The following is a 19,312-nucleotide window of genomic DNA, read 5'->3' on the forward strand; positions in this document are numbered from 1 at the left end:
GACGTCGGATTCGGATCCAAGAAGGATTCGCTGAGATTGCCGGAACCCGAAACGCCCGCTTCCGTCCCGTCCTGGGGACTGATGCAGGGAATTCTCCTTCATCAACCGACTCGCGTCCCGATCAGGGGAATCGAGCCAGGTCCGAGGTGTCGCCGGATTCCCTGGGGACGATCTCCAGCCGCAGCAACTCGGCATCGCGCAGGACCGCGATCGGGGTGCGAACTCCGACGCGTTCCTCGACGAGGAGCCTGTGGAGGTCGTCGATGCCCGAGACGTCATGCCCGCCGAAGTTGACGAGCACGTCCCCTTCATAGAGCCTCGCACGCTCGGCCGGTCCGTTCGGCTCGATCGCGACCACGGCCACGCCGCTCTCGACTCGCAGATTTAATCGAGTGGCCAGGCGCTTCAGCAAAGGGACGGTCTGGACAGAGACGCCAATCCGGCTCCGCTTGACCCGGCCGTCCTTGATGAGTCGACCGGCCACATACTTGGCCGTGTTGATGGCGATCGCGAAGCAGATCCCCTGCGCCGGCAGGATCACGGCCGTGTTGACGCCGATGACCAGGCCTCGCGAGGTCACGAGCGGCCCCCCGGAGTTCCCCGGATTCAGGGCGGCATCTATCTGGAGTACGTCGTCGATGAGCCGACCCGACTTGGCTCGGAGCGTCCGCCCGAGGGCGCTGACGACCCCGGCGGTCACCGTGCACTGGAAGCCGTACGGGTGCCCGATTGCGATGGCGACCTGGCCGGCGCGAACGCCTCGCGAGTCTCCCATGGCGACGGCCGGGAGCGAATCCTCATGGATCCGGACGACGGCCAGATCCGTCTCGGGATCGTCGCCGATGAGGTCGGCGTCGTAGGTCCGGCCGTCGCTCAGCGTGACGCCGAGCCGGCTCGCGTCGTGAACGACGTGGCTGTTCGTCAGGATATAGCCGTTGGACGTGAAGATGAATCCCGAGCCGCTGCCTCGGGAGCCGCGAGGCCCGCCCCCACCCTGGTGGGCCACGATGTGAACCACCGAGGGGCTGACCCGCTCCACCGCCTGCGTGACGGCGTTCGAATACGCATCCAGGAGTGCGTCATCGTCGGGGCTCGGAGTTCCCGCCGGGCTGGTCGATGGCGTCTGGCCGATCTCGTCGAAATGCACGGGGTCGATGACGACCGCGTCTGGTCCGAAGCTCATGATTACTCGCCTCCGATACCCTGTCCAGAGAACTGTAGGCAGGGGCATTTCGGAAGACAAGAAGTCCGGTGAACCCGGGCAAGACGATCAGACCTTGTTGATGCTGGCAACCTATTTGCTCAACGATTCCCAGGGTTGAGGGGGTTGCCATTGATGGGGAAGCCGTTCGGGATCCCGCCGAAGTTCCCGGCCGGGCGATTGCCGCCGACCCTACCGGCATTATGGTTCCCCACCAAAGACGAAGGCAGGATGGCGAGGTCGGCCATCGGATACGCTCGCATCTCCATCGGGGTGTCGACCGAGTCGGCCGAGGTGATCGTCAGGAGGCCGTCCTTGACGGTATAGCTCAGCCCGAGTTGCTTGAGGATCAGGCGCAGCGTCGTCTTGAGCGGGACCCCTTCCAGGTCGATGGAGACCGTCGAGGTTAACGTGCGATCGGCCTCCTGGAGTCCCACCGGGTCGACATAGATGGGGATGCCGGCGTCACCTCTGCCCATCGTGGCTGATCGGACGTACTGGAGGATGTCCTGGATGGGAGTGTCGTGGGGGAACCGCATCGTCACGGGCTCCTCGAGCTTGGCCCGAATCCACTCCGACTTGGCGTCGCGCTCCTCGAGCGATGTGCCTCGGGCGTAGCGACGGAGGCGAGGCTCCGATCGTGCTCGCCAGGTGTCGGCATCGATGAAGGTGACCGTTTCCGAGTCGATCGCCGACACTGCGGCCCGGCTCGATTCCTGCAACGACTGGAGTGCTCGGATGTCCTGGAACTGTTCGGTGCCCAAGGACTGGGTGAGGGCGCCGGTCGTCCCCGCCACGAACGAGCCCACGCGAGGCTCCGGACTATCCGGCATGAGCGAGCTCGAGAGTCGGGCCAGGCGCTGCGCGACTTCGAAGTTCGAGGCGATCGTCGTTCCGCTCGAGCCCGACGCCATGCCCTCGCTCATCAGGCGATCGAATTGTCCCATGAGCGATCCGATGGTCTCCTGCTTCCGGGCGAGGGCCGATATCCCACGTTCCACATCGAGCCCTCGGATCTCGCGGCGCATAGCTTCGGCCGCTTGCTGGGCCTCGGTTTCCTCGGCGCGCACCGTCACGAGGATCGCCGCCTGGATGCGTCGATCGAGATTTTCGCGTGCTCCGTCGCCCAACGATGCGTTCCCGCGGATATCGGTTTGCGCCAGCCTGAGCACCTCGAGGGCGGCCGAGGCCCTGTGCTGACTGCGGAGCGAGCGAGCCACGTCCATCCGTTCCGCCACTTTGGAGAGGAAATGCTGCGTCTCCACGGCCTCGATCGCCCTGGCGTCCTCGATGCGATCGGGGCGAGCTGGCGTAGTCGTGGTTGATGAGTTGTGCGGCGGCTCCGCCCAGGCGTTCGCAATCGAGAGGACGGAGCCGACAGCCAGTATCCTGCCTGCCGTTCGAAGAACGTTCCTCATGGCCTGAGGTCTCCCGTGATGTCGAACGAGCAATGAGACTTTGAGATTCGACCCGGGCAATAAGCCTGGATATGAAAGCAAACTGACGATTTGTGAGTTCCCTGACGTTGCACGAACCTGCGAGATTGGGATCTGAAAAGCAGCACGTGTTAGATCGACGCGCACCGACCAAGAGGCTCCGCACGAGATGCGAAGCGTTTTCGAAACCACCAAACTCGTTAGCAACGGAGGACGGGCGAATCTCTAGTCGCAGACGTCCGGGTTCTCCGGATTATTCGATGCCCTGGCTTTCGATTTTCGAGGCCCTCCGATCGGCTCGGGCAATGATGCTCGCGGCAAGCCGATGCGATGCGGCCGAGGGCCTTGAGAAGTGCCCCCGCTTGGGATACAAGGGCATGGCTCGGATCGGTCCCGAAGGGTCGCGGGATCGGCTCCGAGGGGACCGCCCGGGGGAGCTTAGCGATGAGCGGAGATTCCACGACGCGACGCGAATTCCTGGAGACGATGGGGTACCTCGGCGCGGGGGCCTTGTTGACCGCCACCGGGGTCGAGTCGGCCCGCGGCTTCGCGGCCAATGACACGCTCGCGGTCGCCTGCCTCGGCACGGGCGGGCGCTGCCAGACGCTCATGGCCTCGCTCGCGAAGATCCCCAACGTGCGGATCGCCGCGGTCTGCGACATCTATGAGAAGCATCTTGAGGAGGCCCGCAAGCTCGCCGACCCCAAGGCGGTCGTGAGCCGGCACTATCGCGAGATCCTCGAGCGCAAGGACATCGACGCCGTCCTGATCGGCAGCCCCGACCACTGGCACGCGCCGATGACCATCCACGCCTGCGAGGCCGGCAAGGACGTCTACGTCGAGAAGCCGCTCACTCACGACCTCTCCGAAGGCCAGGGCGTGATCGACGCCCAGAACAAGTACAGCAGGATCGTCCAGGTCGGCACCCAGCAGCGCAGCATGCCGCACTTGCAGAAGGCCAAGGAACTCATCCAGCAAGGCAAGGTCGGCAAGGTCTTCAAGGTCCACCTGACCTGGAACCGCAACCAGCCGGGGCGGATCAAACGCGTGCCGATCGGGGTCAAGCCGCAGGATGTCGACTGGAAGTTCTTCCTCGGCAACGCCCCCGACCAGACCTTCGACGAGTACCGCTTTCGCAACTGGCGCTGGTTCTGGGATTTCGGCGGCGGGTTGCTGACGGATTTGATGGTCCACTGGCTCGACGTCGCCCACTGGTTCCTCGACCTCGACCATCCGACGCAGGCCACGGCGATCGGCAACCATTTCTCGAGCGAGGGCGTCTGGGAGACACCGGATACGATCCAGTGCCTCCTCTCGTACCCCGGCGACGTCCAGGTCTACTTCGAGGGGACCTTCTCGAATGCCCGCAACGGGGCGATGGCCGAGTTCATGGGGACGGACGCGACCCTCTACATCGACCGGGGCCGTTACGAACTCCATCCCGAGTCGGATAAGGGGAAATATGAGGAGCTGATCCTGGGGACCGACCTCCACCGCGGGCGGGACTTCTACGACAAGCCCGACGGGGAGCTCCTCCACCTGACGAACTGGGTCGAGTGCGTGCGGTCGAGGGCCAAAAACAATAGTCCGGCCGAGACAGGCGTGAGCGCGGCCTCGGCGGCCCAGTTGGGCAATCAAGCGTATCGGAGCGGACAGGTCGCGACCTGGAAGAAGGCCTGAGTAAGACCTCGGGTCGCCGGCGGCTTTCCGATGGACAAAGGGTAGGATTGTGAAGAACGAATGCTCGCGACGTGATGTGTTGGCCGCGATCCCGACAGCGATCGGCGTCGGGATGGCCGCGGGGCTCCCCTCGACGAAGCAGGCGCACGCTGCGGCCGCCCCGGCCGACGTGCCCTTCAAGTTCTGCTTGAATACGAGCACCTTGATGGGTCACAAGCTGACCATCGAGAAGGAGCTCGAGATCGCCGCCGGCGTCGGATACCAGGCTGTCGAACCTTGGATTCGCGAGCTCGACCAGTACGTGGAGCGGGGCGGAAAGCTCAAGGACCTCGGCAAGAAGATCCGCGACCTCGGCCTGACCGTCGAGAGCTCCATCGGGTTCTTCGACTGGGTCGTCGACGACGAATCCCGGCGCAAAAAGGCCTTGGAAGAGGCCAAGCGGAACATGGACCTCGTCCAGCAGATCGGCGGGCTCCGCCTTGCAGCCCCTCCCGGCGGCGCGACGGACCGATCCGACCTGGACCTCCGCAAGATCGCCGAGCGCTATCGGGCGCTCCTCGAGATCGGCGACGCGGTGGGCGTCGTCCCGCAGGTCGAGGTCTGGGGATTCTCCAAGACCCTCGGCCGGCTCAGCGAGGCCGCCTACGTCGCGATCGGGGCGTCACACCCCAAGGCCTGCATCCTGCCGGACGTCTACCACCTTTACCGGGGCGGCTCCGGCTTCGAGGGGCTCAAGCTCCTCGGGAAGGATGCCATCCACGTCTTCCACCTGAATGACTACCCCGCCAACCCGCCGCAGAATGTCATCACCGACGCCGACCGCGTCTATCCGGGCGACGGCATCGCGCCGCTCAAGGACCTCTTCCAGACCCTGCACGCGATCGGCTTCCACGGCTCGCTCTCGCTGGAGCTCTTCAACCGCGAGTACTGGAGCCAGGACCCGACGGTCGTCGCCAAGACGGGGCTCGAGAAGATGAAAGAGGCCGTGCGGAAGAGCTTCGCCTGATTCGACTCGGCCTAGTACTACAGTTGTATTTGAAAGCCTGGCCCCGTAGGATGTTGCGCACGGAGGCCGAGCTATGCAAGCACAACCTGCGGCCGTGGACATCCGCGGCTGGGCCCGCGAGATGGACTCCATCGGCGGGCGCCTGGCCCGCTTCTTCCCCGTTCCGAGCCCCGTCGCCGCGCCATCGCGTATCTCCGGGGGCTCCTCTCCGACGCCCGGCGCAAGAACGGCTGGCAGCTCGCCGAGGAGGCCGGCGACGAGTCCCCCTATGGCGTCCAGCACCTCCTCGGCCGCGCCGACTGGGACGCCGACCGCGTCCGCGACGACCTGGTCGCCTACGCCCGGGAACATCTGGCCGACCCCCGGGGCGTGCTGATCGTCGACGAGACCGGCTTCCTCAAGAAGGGCACGAAATCCGCGGGCGTGCAGCGGCAGTATTCCGGCACCGCCGGGCGGGTCGAGAACTGCCAGATCGGGGTCTTCCTGGCCTTCGCCGGCCGCCGAGGGCAGGCGCTCATCGACCGCGAGTTGTACCTGCCGAAGGAGTGGGCCGACGACCCCGACCGCCGCAAGGCGGCCCACATCCCGCCCGAGGAGGGATTCGCCACCAAGCCGCGGCTGGCCGAGCGGATGCTCGAGCGGGCGCGGCGGGCCGGGGTGGTGGCGGCCTGGGTGACCGGCGACGCGGTCTACGGCGGCGACGTACGCCTCCGTCGGGCGTTGGAGGCGGCCGGCCAGCCGTACGTGCTGGCGGTCAGGAGCGACCTGAGGCTCTACGACGGCCGGACTCGAGATCGGGTCGACGCGATCGCCGACCGGCTGCCGGCCCGCGCGGCGCCGGGCCAGCGCCGGGGTCGGGTCGAAGGGGCCGCGGTGGTACGACTGGGCGGCCGAGCCGTTCGGCGAGGTCGACGGCCGGGGTTGGCAGCTCCGGCTGCTGGTCCGCAGGAGCCGCGACCGGCCGGAGGAGCGGGCCTACTACCTGTGCCGCGGGCCGGCGGGCACGCCGAGGGCGGAGCTGGCCCGGGTCGCGGGCTCGAGGTGGGCGGTGGAGGAGTGCTTCGAGCGGGCCAAGGGGGATTGCGGGCTGGCCGACTACGAGGTGCGGTCGTGGCCCGGCTGGCATCGGCATGTGACGCTGTCGATGTTCGCGCTGGCGATGCTGGCGGTGATCCGGTCGCGGTCGTCGGCCCGGCCGTCGCCGCGCGAAAAGGGGGCCCGCGGCTGATCCCGCTGACGGTGCCCGAGGTCAGGATCCTCCTGCTCCGGGTGGTGTGGGGCCGGCTGGAACCGGCCGAGCGTGCGCTGGCGTGGTCGGACTGGCGGAGGGCACACCAGCAGCACGCCAAGGAGTGTCACTACAGGAAACGCGGGGCGCGACCTCCGTGATTAAATACAACTGTAGTACTAGCTGACATGACGAACGCTGCCCGGGGCCTCGCAAGAGGCCCCGACGCGTTTGCGGGGCTCTCTTCACACAGAGCCGTCTGGGCGTTTACGTCCCGAGCTCAGCGTGGAGAGCCCCTTGAAAAGGAAGCTGATGACGCCACCGGCGATGGCCCCGACCACGACCCAGAACACGAAGAAACCGGCCGCGAACATCAATCGAAATTCGAGTGAAGTCCTGGGAGGGGCGCGGTTGAACTCGGGAAGGAAGGCCAAAGCGAGGATGAACATCATTCCGAGGAGGCCGCCAAGTCCGCCCCCGACCCTGCCTCCGAACCAGAAAGACTGCAGGATGCCCCGCGGTTTCGGTTGATCCGAGGGGAACAGCGAGGGCCGATCCTTCGGATTCTCGAGCGGTGCGTTCGGGGCCGAATAGAGATTCGGTTCGTCGTAGTCCATGAATCGGCTCCGGGGGGGAAATGACCGACTTTGACGAGACTTCGCCAACGATCACTCCGGGTCGGGCCTGGTCCTGGTCGGCGCCTGGAGGGACCTCACGGCGCCGGCGAGGCCCGTCACGAACGCCCCGACGAGGGCGCAGTAGATGATCCCCAGGAGGATCGGGATGACGCAGCCGGCGATGTAGCGGATGAGGATGAACCTGAGGGAGGGCAGCCCCTGGGTCGGGGCTCGTCCGAATTCATGGGCCCGGATGAAGATCCCGACGAGGACGAGCGTGCTGCAGACGATGCCGCCGGTCTTCCCGCCGAACCAGAGGCCCCGGAAGGTCGCGGTCTTGACTCGCTCCCAGAATGCTCGCAGAGACGCGCGTCCCGATCCGAGCTCTCGAAGAGGAGCCGAAGGCGCGGCGTAGGCATTGAACCACTCCTCGTCGGTCGCTCGATCCATCGGTCCCTCGACTCGCGTCTCGCCTCACGGCCTGAAAATGGGCCGATCAGTCAAACCGTAGTTCGGCCTTGGATGTGCGTGAACTCGACTTCCGTACGATGAGGCGCCATCCCGGGACATACCTACCCCACGTAGTATCCCGGGATTTTTCGAAAGTATCGCCTTGGCCACGGTGCGACAAGGGGAATCGCGAGGCCCTTGCCGACCCCCCCTGATTGAATTCTGGGCGAGTCGGAAGGGTTTTCAGCCCGGTTCTTCGCTTGAGCGTCGAGATGGCCCGGGTATAGAGTGGTGGGAGTCGGATCCTTGGTTCGCCGACTTCGTTGATAGATTTCGGAGCCCCCTGCAATGTCCCATGCCCGTGTTCTCAGCGTCGGCCAGTGCCTCTTCGATCAGCGCAAGATCGCGAACCACTTCCAGCAGCAGTACGACATCCAGGTCAAGACGGCCGACACCTTCGACGAGGCGTTGAGCGAGCTTCGGAACGCGTCGTACGACCTCGTCCTGGTGAACCGGCTCACGGATGCCGACGGCACCCCCGGCGTGGACCTGATCCGCTCGGTCAAGCAGGACCCGGCCCTCTCCGGCGTCCCCCTCATGCTCGTGAGCGCCTTCCCCGAAGCCCAGGCCGAGGCGGTGGAACTCGGCGCCCTGAACGGCTTCGGCAAGGCCGACCTGGCCGCCCCCGAGGTGAACGAGCGCCTTTGCGCCCTGCTCGGCGCCGGCGATCGAACCGCGACCGGCTCCTGAACGAAGGAGACGCAGAGATAAGGCGAGAGAGTCGGGGCGATCGCCAATGTCCCGCAAGTCACCTCGAAGGACCATCAGGGTCGATGTCAACGAGCGATGCAGGGGCCTTGAGCCGTGAGGTGAGCCCGACTCGATGGTGGGTGCGTTGGCGTCCGAACTCCGACGCGCGACTGCGCCTCTTCGGCTTCCCCTACGCGGGCGGGGGGGCCATGATCTACCGGAGTTGGTGCGCGGCGCTCTCGCCGGAGATCGACGTGTTTTCGCTCCAACTCCCCGGCCGCGAGTCGAAGTCCGGGCAACCTCCTTTCCAACGAATCGGCGACCTGATCGAGGCTCTCGCTGCGTCAATGTCCGTCGAGATCGACCGCCCTTACGCCTTCTTCGGCCAGAGCATGGGGGCCCTGATCGCGTTCGAACTCCTCCGCCGGCTCCGTCGCGACGGGCTGCCGGCCCCCGAGTTCTTCGTGGCTTCGGCCCGCGTGGCTCCCCAACTCCCCTTGAGGCGGCAGTCGTTCCACCACCTCCCGGAGCCCGAGTTCCGGGACGAGCTACGCCGGATGGACGGCATACCCGCCGCCCTCTTCGACTATCCGGAGCTGCTCGAGGTCGTTTCGCCCACGCTCCGGGCCGACTTCGCCCTGAGCGACCACTACGACTACAAACCGGAGCCCCCGCTCGACTGCCCCGTCATCGCGATCGGCGGCGACCAGGACGCCTGGGTCCAGCGGGAGGACCTCGAAGGCTGGCGCGAGCAGACGACCGGCGATTTCCGCTGCCACGTCCTCTCCGGAAACCACTTCTTCCTCAAGTCGTCCGAGCCCGAGCTGCTCACGATCGTGCGAGACGCGATGGCGGACGCGGAAAGGCGACGCTGACGTGCCCCTCGGCTCCAACTTCGACGAGGAACGCCCCTCGCCGCGGCGACTCTGGGACGACCTCAACCCGGGCGACGTCCACGTCTGGGCGGCATCGCTGGTCCAGCCGCCGTCGGTGCTCTCGCAGTTGCGGAGGGTGCTGGATGACGACGAGAAGGCCCGCGCCGACCGGTTCAAGTTCGAGCGTGGCCAGCGTCAGTTCACGGTCGGTCGTGGACTTCTCCGGCTCCTCGTCGGATACTACCTCGCGTTGGATCCAACCCGGGTGGCCTTCCGCTACAACGCATATGGCAAACCGGAGCTGGATCTCGAGGGCCGGGGGCTGAAGTTCAACCTCTCGCACTCGGGCGAGCTCGTCTTCTACGCCGTGAGCCTCGACCGCGAGGTCGGCGTCGACGTCGAGACGATACGCCCCGAGTTCGCCTCCGAGGCGATCGCCGAGCGCTTCTTCTCCGCCGCCGAACGCGCCCGGCTCCGCGCACTGGACCTCGATGTGCGTACCCAGGCCTTTTTCACCTGCTGGACGCGTAAGGAAGCCTTCATCAAAGCCCGAGGCAAGGGGATGGCCATCCCCCTCGACGCCTTCGAGGTGACGCTCGAACCCGACCTCCCCCCCGCGATCGTCGCCACCTACGACGATCCCGACGAGGCGAAACGCTGGTCCCTGTACGAGCTGGATCCAGGGGCCGGCTACGTCGCGGCGCTGGCCGCGGCTGGCGAGTCCTGCCGCGTCCATCAGCGCGACCTGCCGCTCTCCGCCTTTCTGAATCTCGACCCGCCGAATGACGCCGTCTGAACGAACAGCCAGGTCCGAAGGGGAAACGAACACCGATGTGCGATACGTGTGCGCAATCGAAGTCGAGGGTCGCCCAGGCGATCGGCCTCGGCTTGCGGCTGGTCGGAGCCCTCATCCTGACCGCCTTGGCCGTCGCAGCGGGATCGGCCCAACTTCAGGCCCAGGAGGCAGTTGCCGCGAGCGGACCTTATGTCGACGCCGCCCGTCAACTCGAGGCCTGGATCGCCCGTGAAGTCGAAGACAAGCGGCTCCCGGCCCTCTCGATTGCGCTCATCGACGATCAGCACGTCGTCTGGGCCAAGGGCTTCGGCCAGGCCGATCGGACCCAGCATCGACCCGCAACCGCCGAGTCGGTCTATCGCGTCGGCTCGGTCTCCAAGCTCTTCACCGACGTCGCCGTGATGCAACTCGTGGAGCAAGGCCTGGTTGACCTCGACGCCCCGGTCCAGAAATACCTGCCGGAGTTCGCCCCCAAGAATCCGTTCCCGAGCGGCAAGGCGATCACCCTACGACAGTTGATGGCCCATCGCTCCGGGCTCGTCCGCGAGCCGCCGGTCGGCCACTACTTCGACTCGACCGAACCTTCGCTCGCGGACACAGTGAAGAGCCTGAACAAGACGGCACTCATCTATGAGCCCGAGACTCGCACCAAGTATTCCAATGCGGCGGTGGCGGTCGTCGGCCTGGTGCTCGAACGGGTCCGCAAGCAGACGTTCTCCCAGGCCTTGAAGTCGGCGGTGCTCGATCCGTTGGGTCTCAAGCATTCGTCGGTGGAGGTGACGCCGGCCCTCGCGCCTCTGTTGGCCAAGGGGGTGATGTGGACTTATGACGGCCGGACCACACCCGCCCCGACGTTCGCGCTCGGCACCGCGCCGGCAGGGAACCTGTACTCGACGGTGCTCGACCTCGGCCGGTTCATGAGCATGGTCTTCGCAGACGGCAAGGGCCCTGGCGGGCCGATCCTCAAGCCCGAGACCCTGCAGAAGATGCTCCAACCCCAGTTCGCCAGGCAGGGGCAGCGAGGAGGCTTTGGCCTCGGCTTCGTCGTGGGCGACGTCGACGGCCATCGATCGGTCGGCCACAACGGGGCCGCCTACGGGTTCGCGACCCAACTGGTGGGCCTGCCCGAGGAGAAGTTGGGAGTGGCTGTGATCGCCAGCCGCGACTGCGCGAATGCCGCCACCGACCACATCGGCGAGATGGCCCTTCGGGTCATGCTCGCGGCCAAGAACGGGCAGAAGGCCCCTGCCCTCGAGTCGACCACGCCCATCCCGACAGACCTCGCCCGACGTCTCGAAGGCAAATATGGCCAGGGCGATCGGAGCTTCGAGCTGACCGCCCGTGCCAACAAGCTTTCCGTGACATTCTCCGCGGGCGGCCCTCGAGGCGAAATCCGGAAGCAGCGAGACTCGTTCATCATCGACGACCCCCTAATGCGAGGCCCTCGCTTCGAGCTGAACGGGGATCAACTCCTCTTCCAGGGCGTGCCGGTATCGAAGGCCCCCGCGGAAAAGCCGAAGCCGGCGCCCGAGCGCTGGATGGGGCTGATCGGCGAATACGGATGGGATCACAACGTCCTCTACATCCTCGAGAGGGACGGGAAGCTCTACGCCTTGATCGAGTGGTTCTTCGCCTACCCGCTCGAGGAGATTTCGCCCGACATCTTCAAGTTCCCCGGGGATGGCCTGTACGAGTCGGAGTCGCTCCGATTCACACGGGATGCTAATGGCCGGGCGACTCAGGTCATCGCGGCCGAGGTCCCGTTTCTGCGTCGCCCGATCCCCGGCGAGGGCGGGGTCACATTCCACATCACCCCGAGGCGTCCGATCGCCGGGCTTCGTCAGGAAGCCCTCGCGGATCACCCGCCTGTTGAACGCGGCGACTTCCGCAAGCCGGACCTGGTGGAGCTCTCGACGCTCGACCCGTCCATCAAGCGAGACATCCGCTACGCCACGACCAACAACTTTATGCAGACGCCCCTCTACTCCCTGGCCCGGGCCTATATGCAACGCTCCGCGGCCGAGGCCCTCAAGCGGGCCCATGAAGGTCTCAAGAAGCAAGGCTACGGGCTCCTGATCCACGACGCCTATCGCCCCTGGTACGTCACCAAGATGTTCTGGGAGGCGACCCCCGACGCCGACCGGATCTTCGTGGCCGACCCCTCCAAGGGCTCGCGTCACAACCGCGGCTGCGCCGTCGACCTTACGCTCTATGACCTCGCTTCCGGACAGCCGGCCGTTATGGTCGGCGGCTACGACGAGTTCTCCTTCCGCTCCTTCCCCGAGTATCCGGGCGGCACCTCACTCCAGCGCTGGCAGCGCGAGGTCTTGCGGCACGCGATGGAAGACGAGGGCTTTGTCGTGAACATCAACGAATGGTGGCACTTCGACTTCAAGGATTGGCGCTCTTATCCCATCCTGAACATCCCCTTCGAAGAGCTCGGCCCGGGTTGATTTTCGGGCGATCGGAAGAATTCCGTATGACTTGCACCCCGATCCTGTAATAGACGAGAGGAGACCAAGCCCGTCCGAAACGAGCCGAGGAGGAACGCGGGATGAATGCCGCCGCCCAGGACTTTCGAACCCTCTTCGGGGTCGGCACGACCGTCGGCCTTTCTGACGGAGCCTTGCTGGAGCGTTTCATCGCCGGGCGTGAGGCCGCCGACTTCGAGGCGATCATGCGGCGGCACGGTCCCATGGTCTGGGGCGTCTGCCGGCGGATTCTCCGCGACCATCATGAGGCCGAGGACGCCTTCCAGGCGACCTTTCTCGTTCTCGCGAAAAGGGCGTCGACGATCGTCCCCCGCGAGAGGGTCGGCCGCTGGCTTTATGGCGTCTCGCGACGGACCGCCCTGAATGCCAGTGAGGCCTCGCGGAAGCGGAGGCTCCGGGAGCGGACGCATTCGGAATCGCGGAAGGCGATCGACCCCGACGCAGCTTACGGCGAGGCCACGGAAAGGCTCGACCTGGAGCTTGGCCGACTCCCGGAAAGGTATCGGCTCCCGATCGTCCTGTGCGAGTTGGAGGGCAAGTCGCACGCCGAGGCTGCGGAGCATCTCGGCTGGCCGGTCGGCACCGTCTCCGGCCGCCTCTCGAGGGGTCGGTCATTGCTGGCAGAGCGGCTCTCGCGTCCCGGTCAGGGGATCTCACCTACCTCGCTGGCGGTGCTCTGGACGGGGCCAGTTCGCCCCACCGTCGTGCTCGATCCCTGGTTCATTTCCTGCTCCCTGGCGGCGAGCCAACTCGCGTCGGGACGAGAACTCGCCTCCCTCGCGGTCACACCTCAAGTCATCGCGCTGGCCAGCAGGGTTCTCGTGGGAATGAGCTTCGGCCCGCTCGGGCGCCTCCTGGCCTCTCTTGTCCTGCTTGGAATCGTCGCGGCGGGGGGAGTCGTCTTCGTCGATCGGACGAACGATAAGCACCGCCGCGCGGCGGCACAGGTGGCGAGTGTCAGGCGGGGCCCGGAGGTCCCGATCATGCGGAGGCTCGAGCATGACGAGCAGATCATGGGTGTGGCCTTCGCACCGGACGGCTCGAGGGTGGCGACGGCCGGCAATGGCTCCGGTGCCAGGGTCAAGCTCTGGTCGCTCGAGGCGGCCAAGGCCCTCGAGACATTCGACGGAGCCTGGGTCGGGTGGCGAGCCATCGCCTTCTCGCCCGACGGCAAGAGCCTGGTCGCCGTCGGCAATGGTCGACTGCCGGCCGAGCAAGGCGGCCATGAACCCTTTCGCCTCTGGGACGCTACGGCAGGTCGCCTGATCTGGACGGCCCCGAGCATCGATCCCCCGACCGAGTTCTTCAGCGTCGCCTTTTCCCCCGATGGAAAGACGCTGGCCGTGGGTGGCCGGAGCGGCGTCTTGAGCCTGGGATATGGCGGCAAGATCGGCATCTTGCGGCTCCACGATCCGGGCACGGGGAACCTGCTCAGGTCGATCAAGGGGCTCGATGACATCTGGGCCATCGCCTTCTCGCCCGATGGAAAGACCATGGCCGTCGCCACGAACACCGATGGCCAGGTCTCGTTCCTGAATACATCGACCTGGAACGTGATCGAGTCGGTTTCCATCAGCCGGCCGACATCCGTGGCCTGGTCTCCCGACGGGCGGACGGTGGCGGTCGGGACCTTGAAGCTGGAGTCGAATGATCCGCTCGAGATCTACCAACCCGTCGGTACGGTGGCCCTCATCGACTTCGCCGCCAAGGGATCCCCGAGGGTCTTCGGAAGGCAACTCGAGTCCGTCCTCTCCGTCGCCTTCTCGCCCGACGGCAAGCATCTCGCGACCGGCGGTTACGACAAGACGGCTCGAGTCTACGACCTGAAGAGCGGCGATCTGGAGCGCACTCGAACCATGATCCGCTGGGCCAACACCGTCGCCTTCTCGCCCGACGGCTCCCTCCTGGCGATCGGCACCAGCCCCGATGCCTACCTCTGGAACTGGGCCGCCGAAAATGCGGGAGAGGACCAGCGAAAGGCCGTTGGGGATTAGCTAAAGGTCGACGAGTCAAAATGAATGCCGATGTTGACGTGGCGAGTTTTCAGCCAGGGTCGGCGCATTCGGTCAGGATCAGAGCCAGGGTCGCCCAGCCGGTGGTCGAGAGCCGCTGGGCGTAGCTCTCGCTCCCCGAGGGACGCGTGGTTTCGGGCCAGCTTCCGTCCTCAGCTTGCTGCGAGATCAGGTAGGCCCGTCCTCGCTCGAGCAGCGGTTTCCACGAGGCCTGGTCCTGGCGTTTCGCGAGAGTGATCAGGACGAGCGCCGTATCGAAGACCTCGGGCGATGAGTTTGTAAACGGACCCCAACCGCCGTTATCGCATTGGGCTCGACGGAGCAATTCGAGACTCGCATCGCGGAGTTTCGGATCGAGGCGTGAGCCGGGCGCAATGTCATCCAGCGTCAGGGCGGCGCAGGCGTCGAGGACGTTCCGAATCGGTCGGGTTCGGAGCCATTGCGAGGCTCGCCGGATCGGCTCGGCGAAACGCTGGCGGTCGCTGGCGGTCAGCACGCGAATGGCCAGGGCCGTGGCGAGCGGCTTGCCATACGTCGCCGGCGATCCGATCAGGGCCTCGTCGTCGATCGGCCAGGAGCCATCGGCTGCCTGATCCTTGATGAGTTGCCGAGTGGCCACCTCCAATAGGGAACGATCGGCGATGACGGCCGTGTCGATGCCGGACGATAGCGCGACCGAGAATTGCAGGCGAGCCAATCGCTTGTCGCTGAAGGCCGCATCGACGCCATTCTTGTCCCAACGATCGGGATGGGACAGGAACATGAGCGTATCGGCGAGGGCAGGATCCGGGACGGCGAAGCCTCGGCGGCGGGCCTCGAACAGGGCGCGAGCGGCGTCGCCGTTGTTATGGCAGGAGAAGCAATGATTCTCCCGCGACCATCGAGGGACCTCCTCGGCGAGATACTTCACGGCCTTCTCGATCTCCGGTACCTTTCTCACCACGGGTGGCGTCTCGCCGCTGGCGCTCCGGATGGCGACCAATACCAGGACGAAAGTCGTTCGAATGGGTAATGATTCAATCATGTGAGATGGCTTTGGTCATCCAGCCGAACACGAGTCCCCGATGCCTCATCCACGGGATTTTCCGCCGTCACGCCTCCGAGGTCAAACGACTGCCGCTTCGAAAGCGAAGAGGCCCGGATCGGGTTGCGATCCGGGCCTTCAATGTGACGACGATGCCTTCGAACCAAGGTTCTCAAGCCGGGATCACCTGTTCGATCCCGCCTCCGGAGTGCGAGGCGGGGTGACGATCGAAGGCAACGGCCGGCTCGCAGCACGATCGGCGGGGTTGGCGAACGCGGGGATCGGCTTGGGGGCCTGGGATTCGGACCCGAGCTTGCCGAGCATGGTCTGCTCGAAGCCCTTGAGGTCGGTCCAGAGCGTGCCGGGGCCCGCGTAGAAGATGCCGAGCCGGAGGTCGTTGGACAGGCCTTCGGCGAAGACGAACTTGTTGTACGCCTCGGGCCCGCCGAGGGCCTGGACGTACTGGCGATAGCGATCCGCCTCGGCCGAGCGAGAGAGCCGGATCTTCTCGGCGTCGGCCTCGCCCAGAACCTTGGTCGACTCGGCCTCGACGGTGGCCGTCTTGGCGTCGACCTCGGCCTTGAGCTTCTCCGTGGTCGCCTCAATCTCCTTCGCGGCCTTCTCGCCTTCGGCCTCGAGCTCGGCGACCTTCTTCTCGGTCTCCGCCTTCGTCCGGCGCTCCTCGAGCGTGACCTTGGCCTTGGCCTCGGTCAGCTCGGCCTGGGCCTTGGCTGTGAGCTGTTCCTGCTCGCGGGTCTTGGTCAGCTCGTTCGCGATCTTGGCCTTCTGGATCGGCTCACGGACCTGCTTGGGCACGTAGATGTGCCGGGTCAGGCCGAAGAGCAAAGAGAGATTCTTGGATGTGAGCACACGCCCGAGCTCCTCGGCGGTCTCGGTCTGGAACTCCTCCCGCGAGTCGCCGACGAGCAGGTCCACCGCGCCCCGCTTCGAGCCGTGGAGCCGGCAGATCGAGCCGACCTGCGGCAGGATCACCTTCTCCTCGACGTCCTTCAAGGTCCCGAACTTCCGGACGACCTCCGGGGCCTGCTCAGGGAGGATGCCCCAGATGGTCGTGAAGTCGAGGTGGATCAGGAAGCCATCGTTCGAAGGGAATTCGATCCCCTTACCTACCATGTACTTGGGGTCGTTCGTCAGGGCCGGCACCGGCGTCGTCTCGGCCCCGTCCTGGTTCTTGGACAGCAGGGAGGACCGGCGGGCTTCCTCGACCTTGAGCGTCGTCTCATTGTAGCCGATGCTGATGATGTCGACGCGTTTCTCCATCGGGTTCAGGAAGTAGATGCCCGGCTGGAGCACCTTGTCCTGGATCCCCTGGACCTGGCCGATCCGGGAGTTCTCCGTCTTGTTCGTGACGACCCCGATGTAGCCGGGAGGGATGAGCTGGGTCTCGCCGGGGCCGCGTGCGACGCGGGTGTTGGGCTCGACGCAGGCATCGACGTCGACGGTCTTGACCTCGTATCCATAGCTATTGAGCCGATAGCGGCCGGGCGTCAGCACCTTGCGCCGGATGCCCTGGTATCCCTCGTCGTCCACGAGGAACGTGCCCGCCGGCAAGGGCTTGCCGACCTTCGAGACGACGATCCCGATTTTGCCGGGCTCGATGATCGTGTCCTTGACGAGCTGGGTCTCGTACTCGAGCGGCGAGTAGAAGTGCCGCCCGGGCCCCGGCATGTTCTCGAGGATCCCGATCTGCTGCGGCCGCCCCGAGGCGTCGGTCTTCACCAGAGTCCCCTCGGGGGCCTTGGCGACCGTGCCGAACGGCCAGGGGCCTCGGTATCTGAGCAGCAGGCTATGACCGGTCGGGACCTCGATCCGGCAGACCATCCACTGCCAGACCCCCAGGTAGGCCACGAGTAAGGCCGCACCCAGCATCAAGAACGACCGGACTCCTCGTAGCGACCGCCGACGATTCTGGTTGGTCATCGGTTCGACTCCTGCGTGGTGACGGTCGGATTCGGGGTTTCGGCCGGATTCGGGGCGGTGGTGTTGGCCGCGGTCGCGGGACTCTTGGGTTGATCCTGACGCGGGGCGGCATGCTCCCTGGTGAACTGGCCGAAGAGCTCCATCAGCGGCCCTTCGGAGTTCGAGAGGATCGTGTGGAAGGCCGGGGCCAGCTTCCCGATAAGGATGTTGCGGGCCATGGAGGAGCCATCGCCGTCGAAGGCGGAGACCCTTGCGGCGAGGCCGGCGACCTCGGCCGCGTTATTGAAGCGGATGACGTCGGCGTCGGCCTTCGCCTTGGACGTGATCGCCGAGGCCTTGTCCTTCGCGGCCTCGAGGCGGGTCTGGGCGACCTTGAACTTCTGCTCGGCGAGCGTCTTCGCGACTTCCTTGTCCTGCTCGGCCTTGGTCGTCTTCTCGACGACCCCCTGCTCGGCCTCGACGAGCCGCTTCTTCTGGTCGGCGAGGATCTCTTGCACGCGGAGCTGGGCCTCGGAGAGCTGCTGGAGCTTCTCCTGCTTGAACTGGGCGAGCTGCTGCTTGGCGACCTCTCGGGCCCGGACCGGCGTGGCGATGTCTTCGGGCGGCTGGATCGACGTGATCGCGACGGCCAGGATCTCGATCCCCTGCTTCTTGCAGTTGTCGGTGAGGCTCTTCACCAGGTCGCGCTGGAATTGCTCGCGGTCGTTGCCGCTGATGAACTGCCCACCCGAGAGCTTCGAGCCCCCAATCCTGCAGAGCGAACGGCTCTCGGGGTTGATGATCTTGGAGATGATCTCCTCGTCGATCTTGTCGCCGTTGGCGTCGTCGTTGTACTTCACGAAGACCTCGGCCACCTTGTCGGGGAGCACCCGGAACTCGACCGCGCCGTCGAGGACGATGGGGAAGCCGTCCGACGAGAGGAAGTCCATCTCGTCCCCCTGCCCGAGGTTGAACCGCTTCGACCGGCAGTCGACCAGGCTCACGCGTCGCTCGAACGGGTTGAAGTAATAAGTCCCCGGCTCGATCGTGTTCGGCTGGACTCCTCGCTCCCCCTCCTCGACCATGAACACGTTCGAGTTCTTGGGCTCGGGGCCGGCGAGCAGCGTGACGACCCCTCTGAAGCCGACCGGGACCGTGACGGGGTCATAGAGCTGAATCGTCTCGGCATAGGGGTTGTAAGGATATCGGCCCGGCTTGAGGACCTCGCGGAGGATCCCCTTCTGCCCCTCCTTGGCGAGCACCTGGCCCAGCTCGAGTTCCTCGCCGTCCAGCGCGATCCGGATGCCGATCTTGTCATTGGGGACGAGGAATTGCGGGCTGAACTCCCACGACCAGTAGAACGGGTTGTAGAAGTAGCGGCCTTCGGTCAATACGCCCCGGTAACGCCCCTCGGTCTGTACCCCCTTGTAATAGCGTCCATCCTTCGTCCTTGGCGGGGCGAGCTCCATGTCCGGCGCGAGGTCGAGCCCAACCTTGCGGACGAGGATCGCCTGCTGGCCGGTCCCCACCTCGATCTTGCACGTCTCGTAGACGACAATCGACATGAACCCGAGCGCCAGCAATCCGATGGCGATGAGCGCCTTCGTGGGCTTCCAGTCCCGGAAAGGAGCCGGCGGCCGTTCGTCCCATGCGTCATCTGCATTCATGTTTCGCCTCCTCGGGCGACACTCGTGGGGGGATTGACTCGGAATCGAGTCTACCTCGCCAACACGGGAGGGTGTTCGCCGTCGACCCCGAAATCTTGTCATTTCGTGATCGCAAAGATTGGAGTACCGGCCATTCCATTTCGCCGCAAATCCAATTG

At 65.6% G+C, this 19,312-nt stretch carries 15 protein-coding genes and 1 pseudogene; 9 read left to right on the plus strand and 7 right to left on the minus strand.

Annotation, left to right across the window (positions count from 1 at the left end; all coding sequences use genetic code 11):
* Window positions 1-121 precede the first annotated feature (121 nt).
* Together ACOYYX_RS27290 and ACOYYX_RS27295 are read right to left on the minus strand one after the other, a co-directional pair.
* Entirely contained in the window at window positions 122-1,183 is a 1,062-nt protein-coding gene (locus ACOYYX_RS27290) for a S1C family serine protease (protein WP_422925584.1), read from the minus strand.
* A gap of 119 nt (window positions 1,184-1,302) precedes the next feature.
* The gene (locus ACOYYX_RS27295; protein WP_422925586.1) at window positions 1,303-2,619 is read right to left on the minus strand and encodes a hypothetical protein; all 1,317 of its coding nucleotides are present in this window, start codon (window positions 2,617-2,619) and stop codon (window positions 1,303-1,305) included.
* A 462-nt stretch (window positions 2,620-3,081) separates the two neighbouring features.
* Between ACOYYX_RS27295 and ACOYYX_RS27300 the strand changes: the two genes are divergently transcribed.
* The 4 genes and pseudogenes from ACOYYX_RS27300 to ACOYYX_RS27315 all read left to right on the plus strand — a co-directional run bounded on the left by ACOYYX_RS27300 (window position 3,082) and on the right by ACOYYX_RS27315 (window position 6,712).
* Window positions 3,082-4,317: a Gfo/Idh/MocA family protein gene (locus ACOYYX_RS27300; protein WP_422925588.1), complete on the plus strand. Its 1,236-nt coding sequence runs from the start codon at window positions 3,082-3,084 to the stop codon at window positions 4,315-4,317.
* A gap of 49 nt (window positions 4,318-4,366) precedes the next feature.
* Entirely contained in the window at window positions 4,367-5,323 is a 957-nt protein-coding gene (locus ACOYYX_RS27305; RefSeq protein WP_422925590.1) for a sugar phosphate isomerase/epimerase family protein, read from the plus strand.
* Window positions 5,324-5,396: 73 nt separating this feature from the next.
* Window positions 5,397-6,551, plus strand: a pseudogene (locus tag ACOYYX_RS27310) (IS701 family transposase).
* A gap of 11 nt (window positions 6,552-6,562) precedes the next feature.
* Window positions 6,563-6,712, plus strand: a complete 150-nt coding sequence (locus ACOYYX_RS27315) for a hypothetical protein (protein WP_422923208.1) — start codon at window positions 6,563-6,565, stop codon at window positions 6,710-6,712.
* 84 nt (window positions 6,713-6,796) lie between these two features.
* On the opposite strand, the gene ACOYYX_RS27320 is transcribed toward ACOYYX_RS27315, so the two are convergent.
* A complete protein-coding gene (locus ACOYYX_RS27320; protein WP_422925592.1) occupies window positions 6,797-7,168 on the minus strand; it encodes a hypothetical protein in 372 nt (123 codons plus the stop codon).
* 51 nt (window positions 7,169-7,219) lie between these two features.
* Window positions 7,220-7,618 (minus strand): hypothetical protein, encoded by a 399-nt coding sequence (locus tag ACOYYX_RS27325; protein ID WP_422925594.1) that lies wholly within the window; start codon window positions 7,616-7,618, stop codon window positions 7,220-7,222.
* Between the two features lie 348 nt (window positions 7,619-7,966).
* Here ACOYYX_RS27325 and ACOYYX_RS27330 point away from each other — a divergent pair, with 348 nt between their 5' ends.
* The 5 genes from ACOYYX_RS27330 to ACOYYX_RS27350 all read left to right on the plus strand — a co-directional run bounded on the left by ACOYYX_RS27330 (window position 7,967) and on the right by ACOYYX_RS27350 (window position 14,525).
* Window positions 7,967-8,368, plus strand: a complete 402-nt coding sequence (locus ACOYYX_RS27330) for a hypothetical protein (RefSeq protein WP_422925596.1) — start codon at window positions 7,967-7,969, stop codon at window positions 8,366-8,368.
* Between the two features lie 83 nt (window positions 8,369-8,451).
* A complete protein-coding gene (locus ACOYYX_RS27335) occupies window positions 8,452-9,243 on the plus strand; it encodes a thioesterase II family protein (protein ID WP_422925598.1) in 792 nt (263 codons plus the stop codon).
* A gap of 1 nt (window position 9,244) precedes the next feature.
* Window positions 9,245-10,039 carry a 4'-phosphopantetheinyl transferase family protein gene (locus ACOYYX_RS27340; protein ID WP_422925600.1) on the plus strand — a complete coding sequence of 265 codons (795 nt, stop codon included), beginning with the start codon at window positions 9,245-9,247 and terminating at the stop codon, window positions 10,037-10,039.
* 35 nt (window positions 10,040-10,074) lie between these two features.
* Window positions 10,075-12,492, plus strand: a complete 2,418-nt coding sequence (locus ACOYYX_RS27345; protein WP_422925601.1) for a serine hydrolase — start codon at window positions 10,075-10,077, stop codon at window positions 12,490-12,492.
* Between the two features lie 101 nt (window positions 12,493-12,593).
* Entirely contained in the window at window positions 12,594-14,525 is a 1,932-nt protein-coding gene (locus ACOYYX_RS27350; protein WP_422925603.1) for a sigma-70 family RNA polymerase sigma factor, read from the plus strand.
* A gap of 49 nt (window positions 14,526-14,574) precedes the next feature.
* On the opposite strand, the gene ACOYYX_RS27355 is transcribed toward ACOYYX_RS27350, so the two are convergent.
* The 3 genes from ACOYYX_RS27355 to ACOYYX_RS27365 form a co-directional block, all read right to left on the minus strand.
* Complete coding sequence (locus ACOYYX_RS27355) at window positions 14,575-15,483, minus strand: hypothetical protein (protein ID WP_422925605.1); 909 nt, start codon at window positions 15,481-15,483, stop codon at window positions 14,575-14,577.
* Between the two features lie 267 nt (window positions 15,484-15,750).
* Window positions 15,751-17,508 carry an SPFH domain-containing protein gene (locus tag ACOYYX_RS27360; RefSeq protein ID WP_422925607.1) on the minus strand — a complete coding sequence of 586 codons (1,758 nt, stop codon included), beginning with the start codon at window positions 17,506-17,508 and terminating at the stop codon, window positions 15,751-15,753.
* Window positions 17,505-19,154 (minus strand): SPFH domain-containing protein, encoded by a 1,650-nt coding sequence (locus ACOYYX_RS27365; protein ID WP_422925609.1) that lies wholly within the window; start codon window positions 19,152-19,154, stop codon window positions 17,505-17,507. The genes ACOYYX_RS27360 and ACOYYX_RS27365 overlap by 4 nt, the downstream gene beginning before the upstream one ends.
* Window positions 19,155-19,312 lie beyond the last annotated feature (158 nt).

The sequence above is a fragment of the Singulisphaera chitinilytica genome, from assembly GCF_049331405.1.
Taxonomy (GTDB): Bacteria; Planctomycetota; Planctomycetia; order Isosphaerales; family Isosphaeraceae; genus PoT.

What these genes read in the sequence shown, in the direction of transcription:
- ACOYYX_RS27365 (WP_422925609.1), bottom strand. Translation starts at nt 19,154, where the DNA reads ATGAATGCAGATGACGCATGGGACGAACGGCCGCCGGCTCCTTTCCGG.
- ACOYYX_RS27295 (WP_422925586.1), bottom strand. Translation starts at nt 2,619, where the DNA reads ATGAGGAACGTTCTTCGAACGGCAGGCAGGATACTGGCTGTCGGCTCC.
- ACOYYX_RS27330 (WP_422925596.1), top strand. Translation starts at nt 7,967, where the DNA reads ATGTCCCATGCCCGTGTTCTCAGCGTCGGCCAGTGCCTCTTCGATCAG.
- ACOYYX_RS27325 (WP_422925594.1), bottom strand. Translation starts at nt 7,618, where the DNA reads ATGGATCGAGCGACCGACGAGGAGTGGTTCAATGCCTACGCCGCGCCT.
- ACOYYX_RS27350 (WP_422925603.1), top strand. Translation starts at nt 12,594, where the DNA reads ATGAATGCCGCCGCCCAGGACTTTCGAACCCTCTTCGGGGTCGGCACG.
- ACOYYX_RS27320 (WP_422925592.1), bottom strand. Translation starts at nt 7,168, where the DNA reads ATGGACTACGACGAACCGAATCTCTATTCGGCCCCGAACGCACCGCTC.
- ACOYYX_RS27300 (WP_422925588.1), top strand. Translation starts at nt 3,082, where the DNA reads ATGAGCGGAGATTCCACGACGCGACGCGAATTCCTGGAGACGATGGGG.
- ACOYYX_RS27360 (WP_422925607.1), bottom strand. Translation starts at nt 17,508, where the DNA reads ATGACCAACCAGAATCGTCGGCGGTCGCTACGAGGAGTCCGGTCGTTC.
- ACOYYX_RS27345 (WP_422925601.1), top strand. Translation starts at nt 10,075, where the DNA reads ATGTGCGATACGTGTGCGCAATCGAAGTCGAGGGTCGCCCAGGCGATC.
- ACOYYX_RS27290 (WP_422925584.1), bottom strand. Translation starts at nt 1,183, where the DNA reads ATGAGCTTCGGACCAGACGCGGTCGTCATCGACCCCGTGCATTTCGAC.
- ACOYYX_RS27335 (WP_422925598.1), top strand. Translation starts at nt 8,452, where the DNA reads ATGTCAACGAGCGATGCAGGGGCCTTGAGCCGTGAGGTGAGCCCGACT.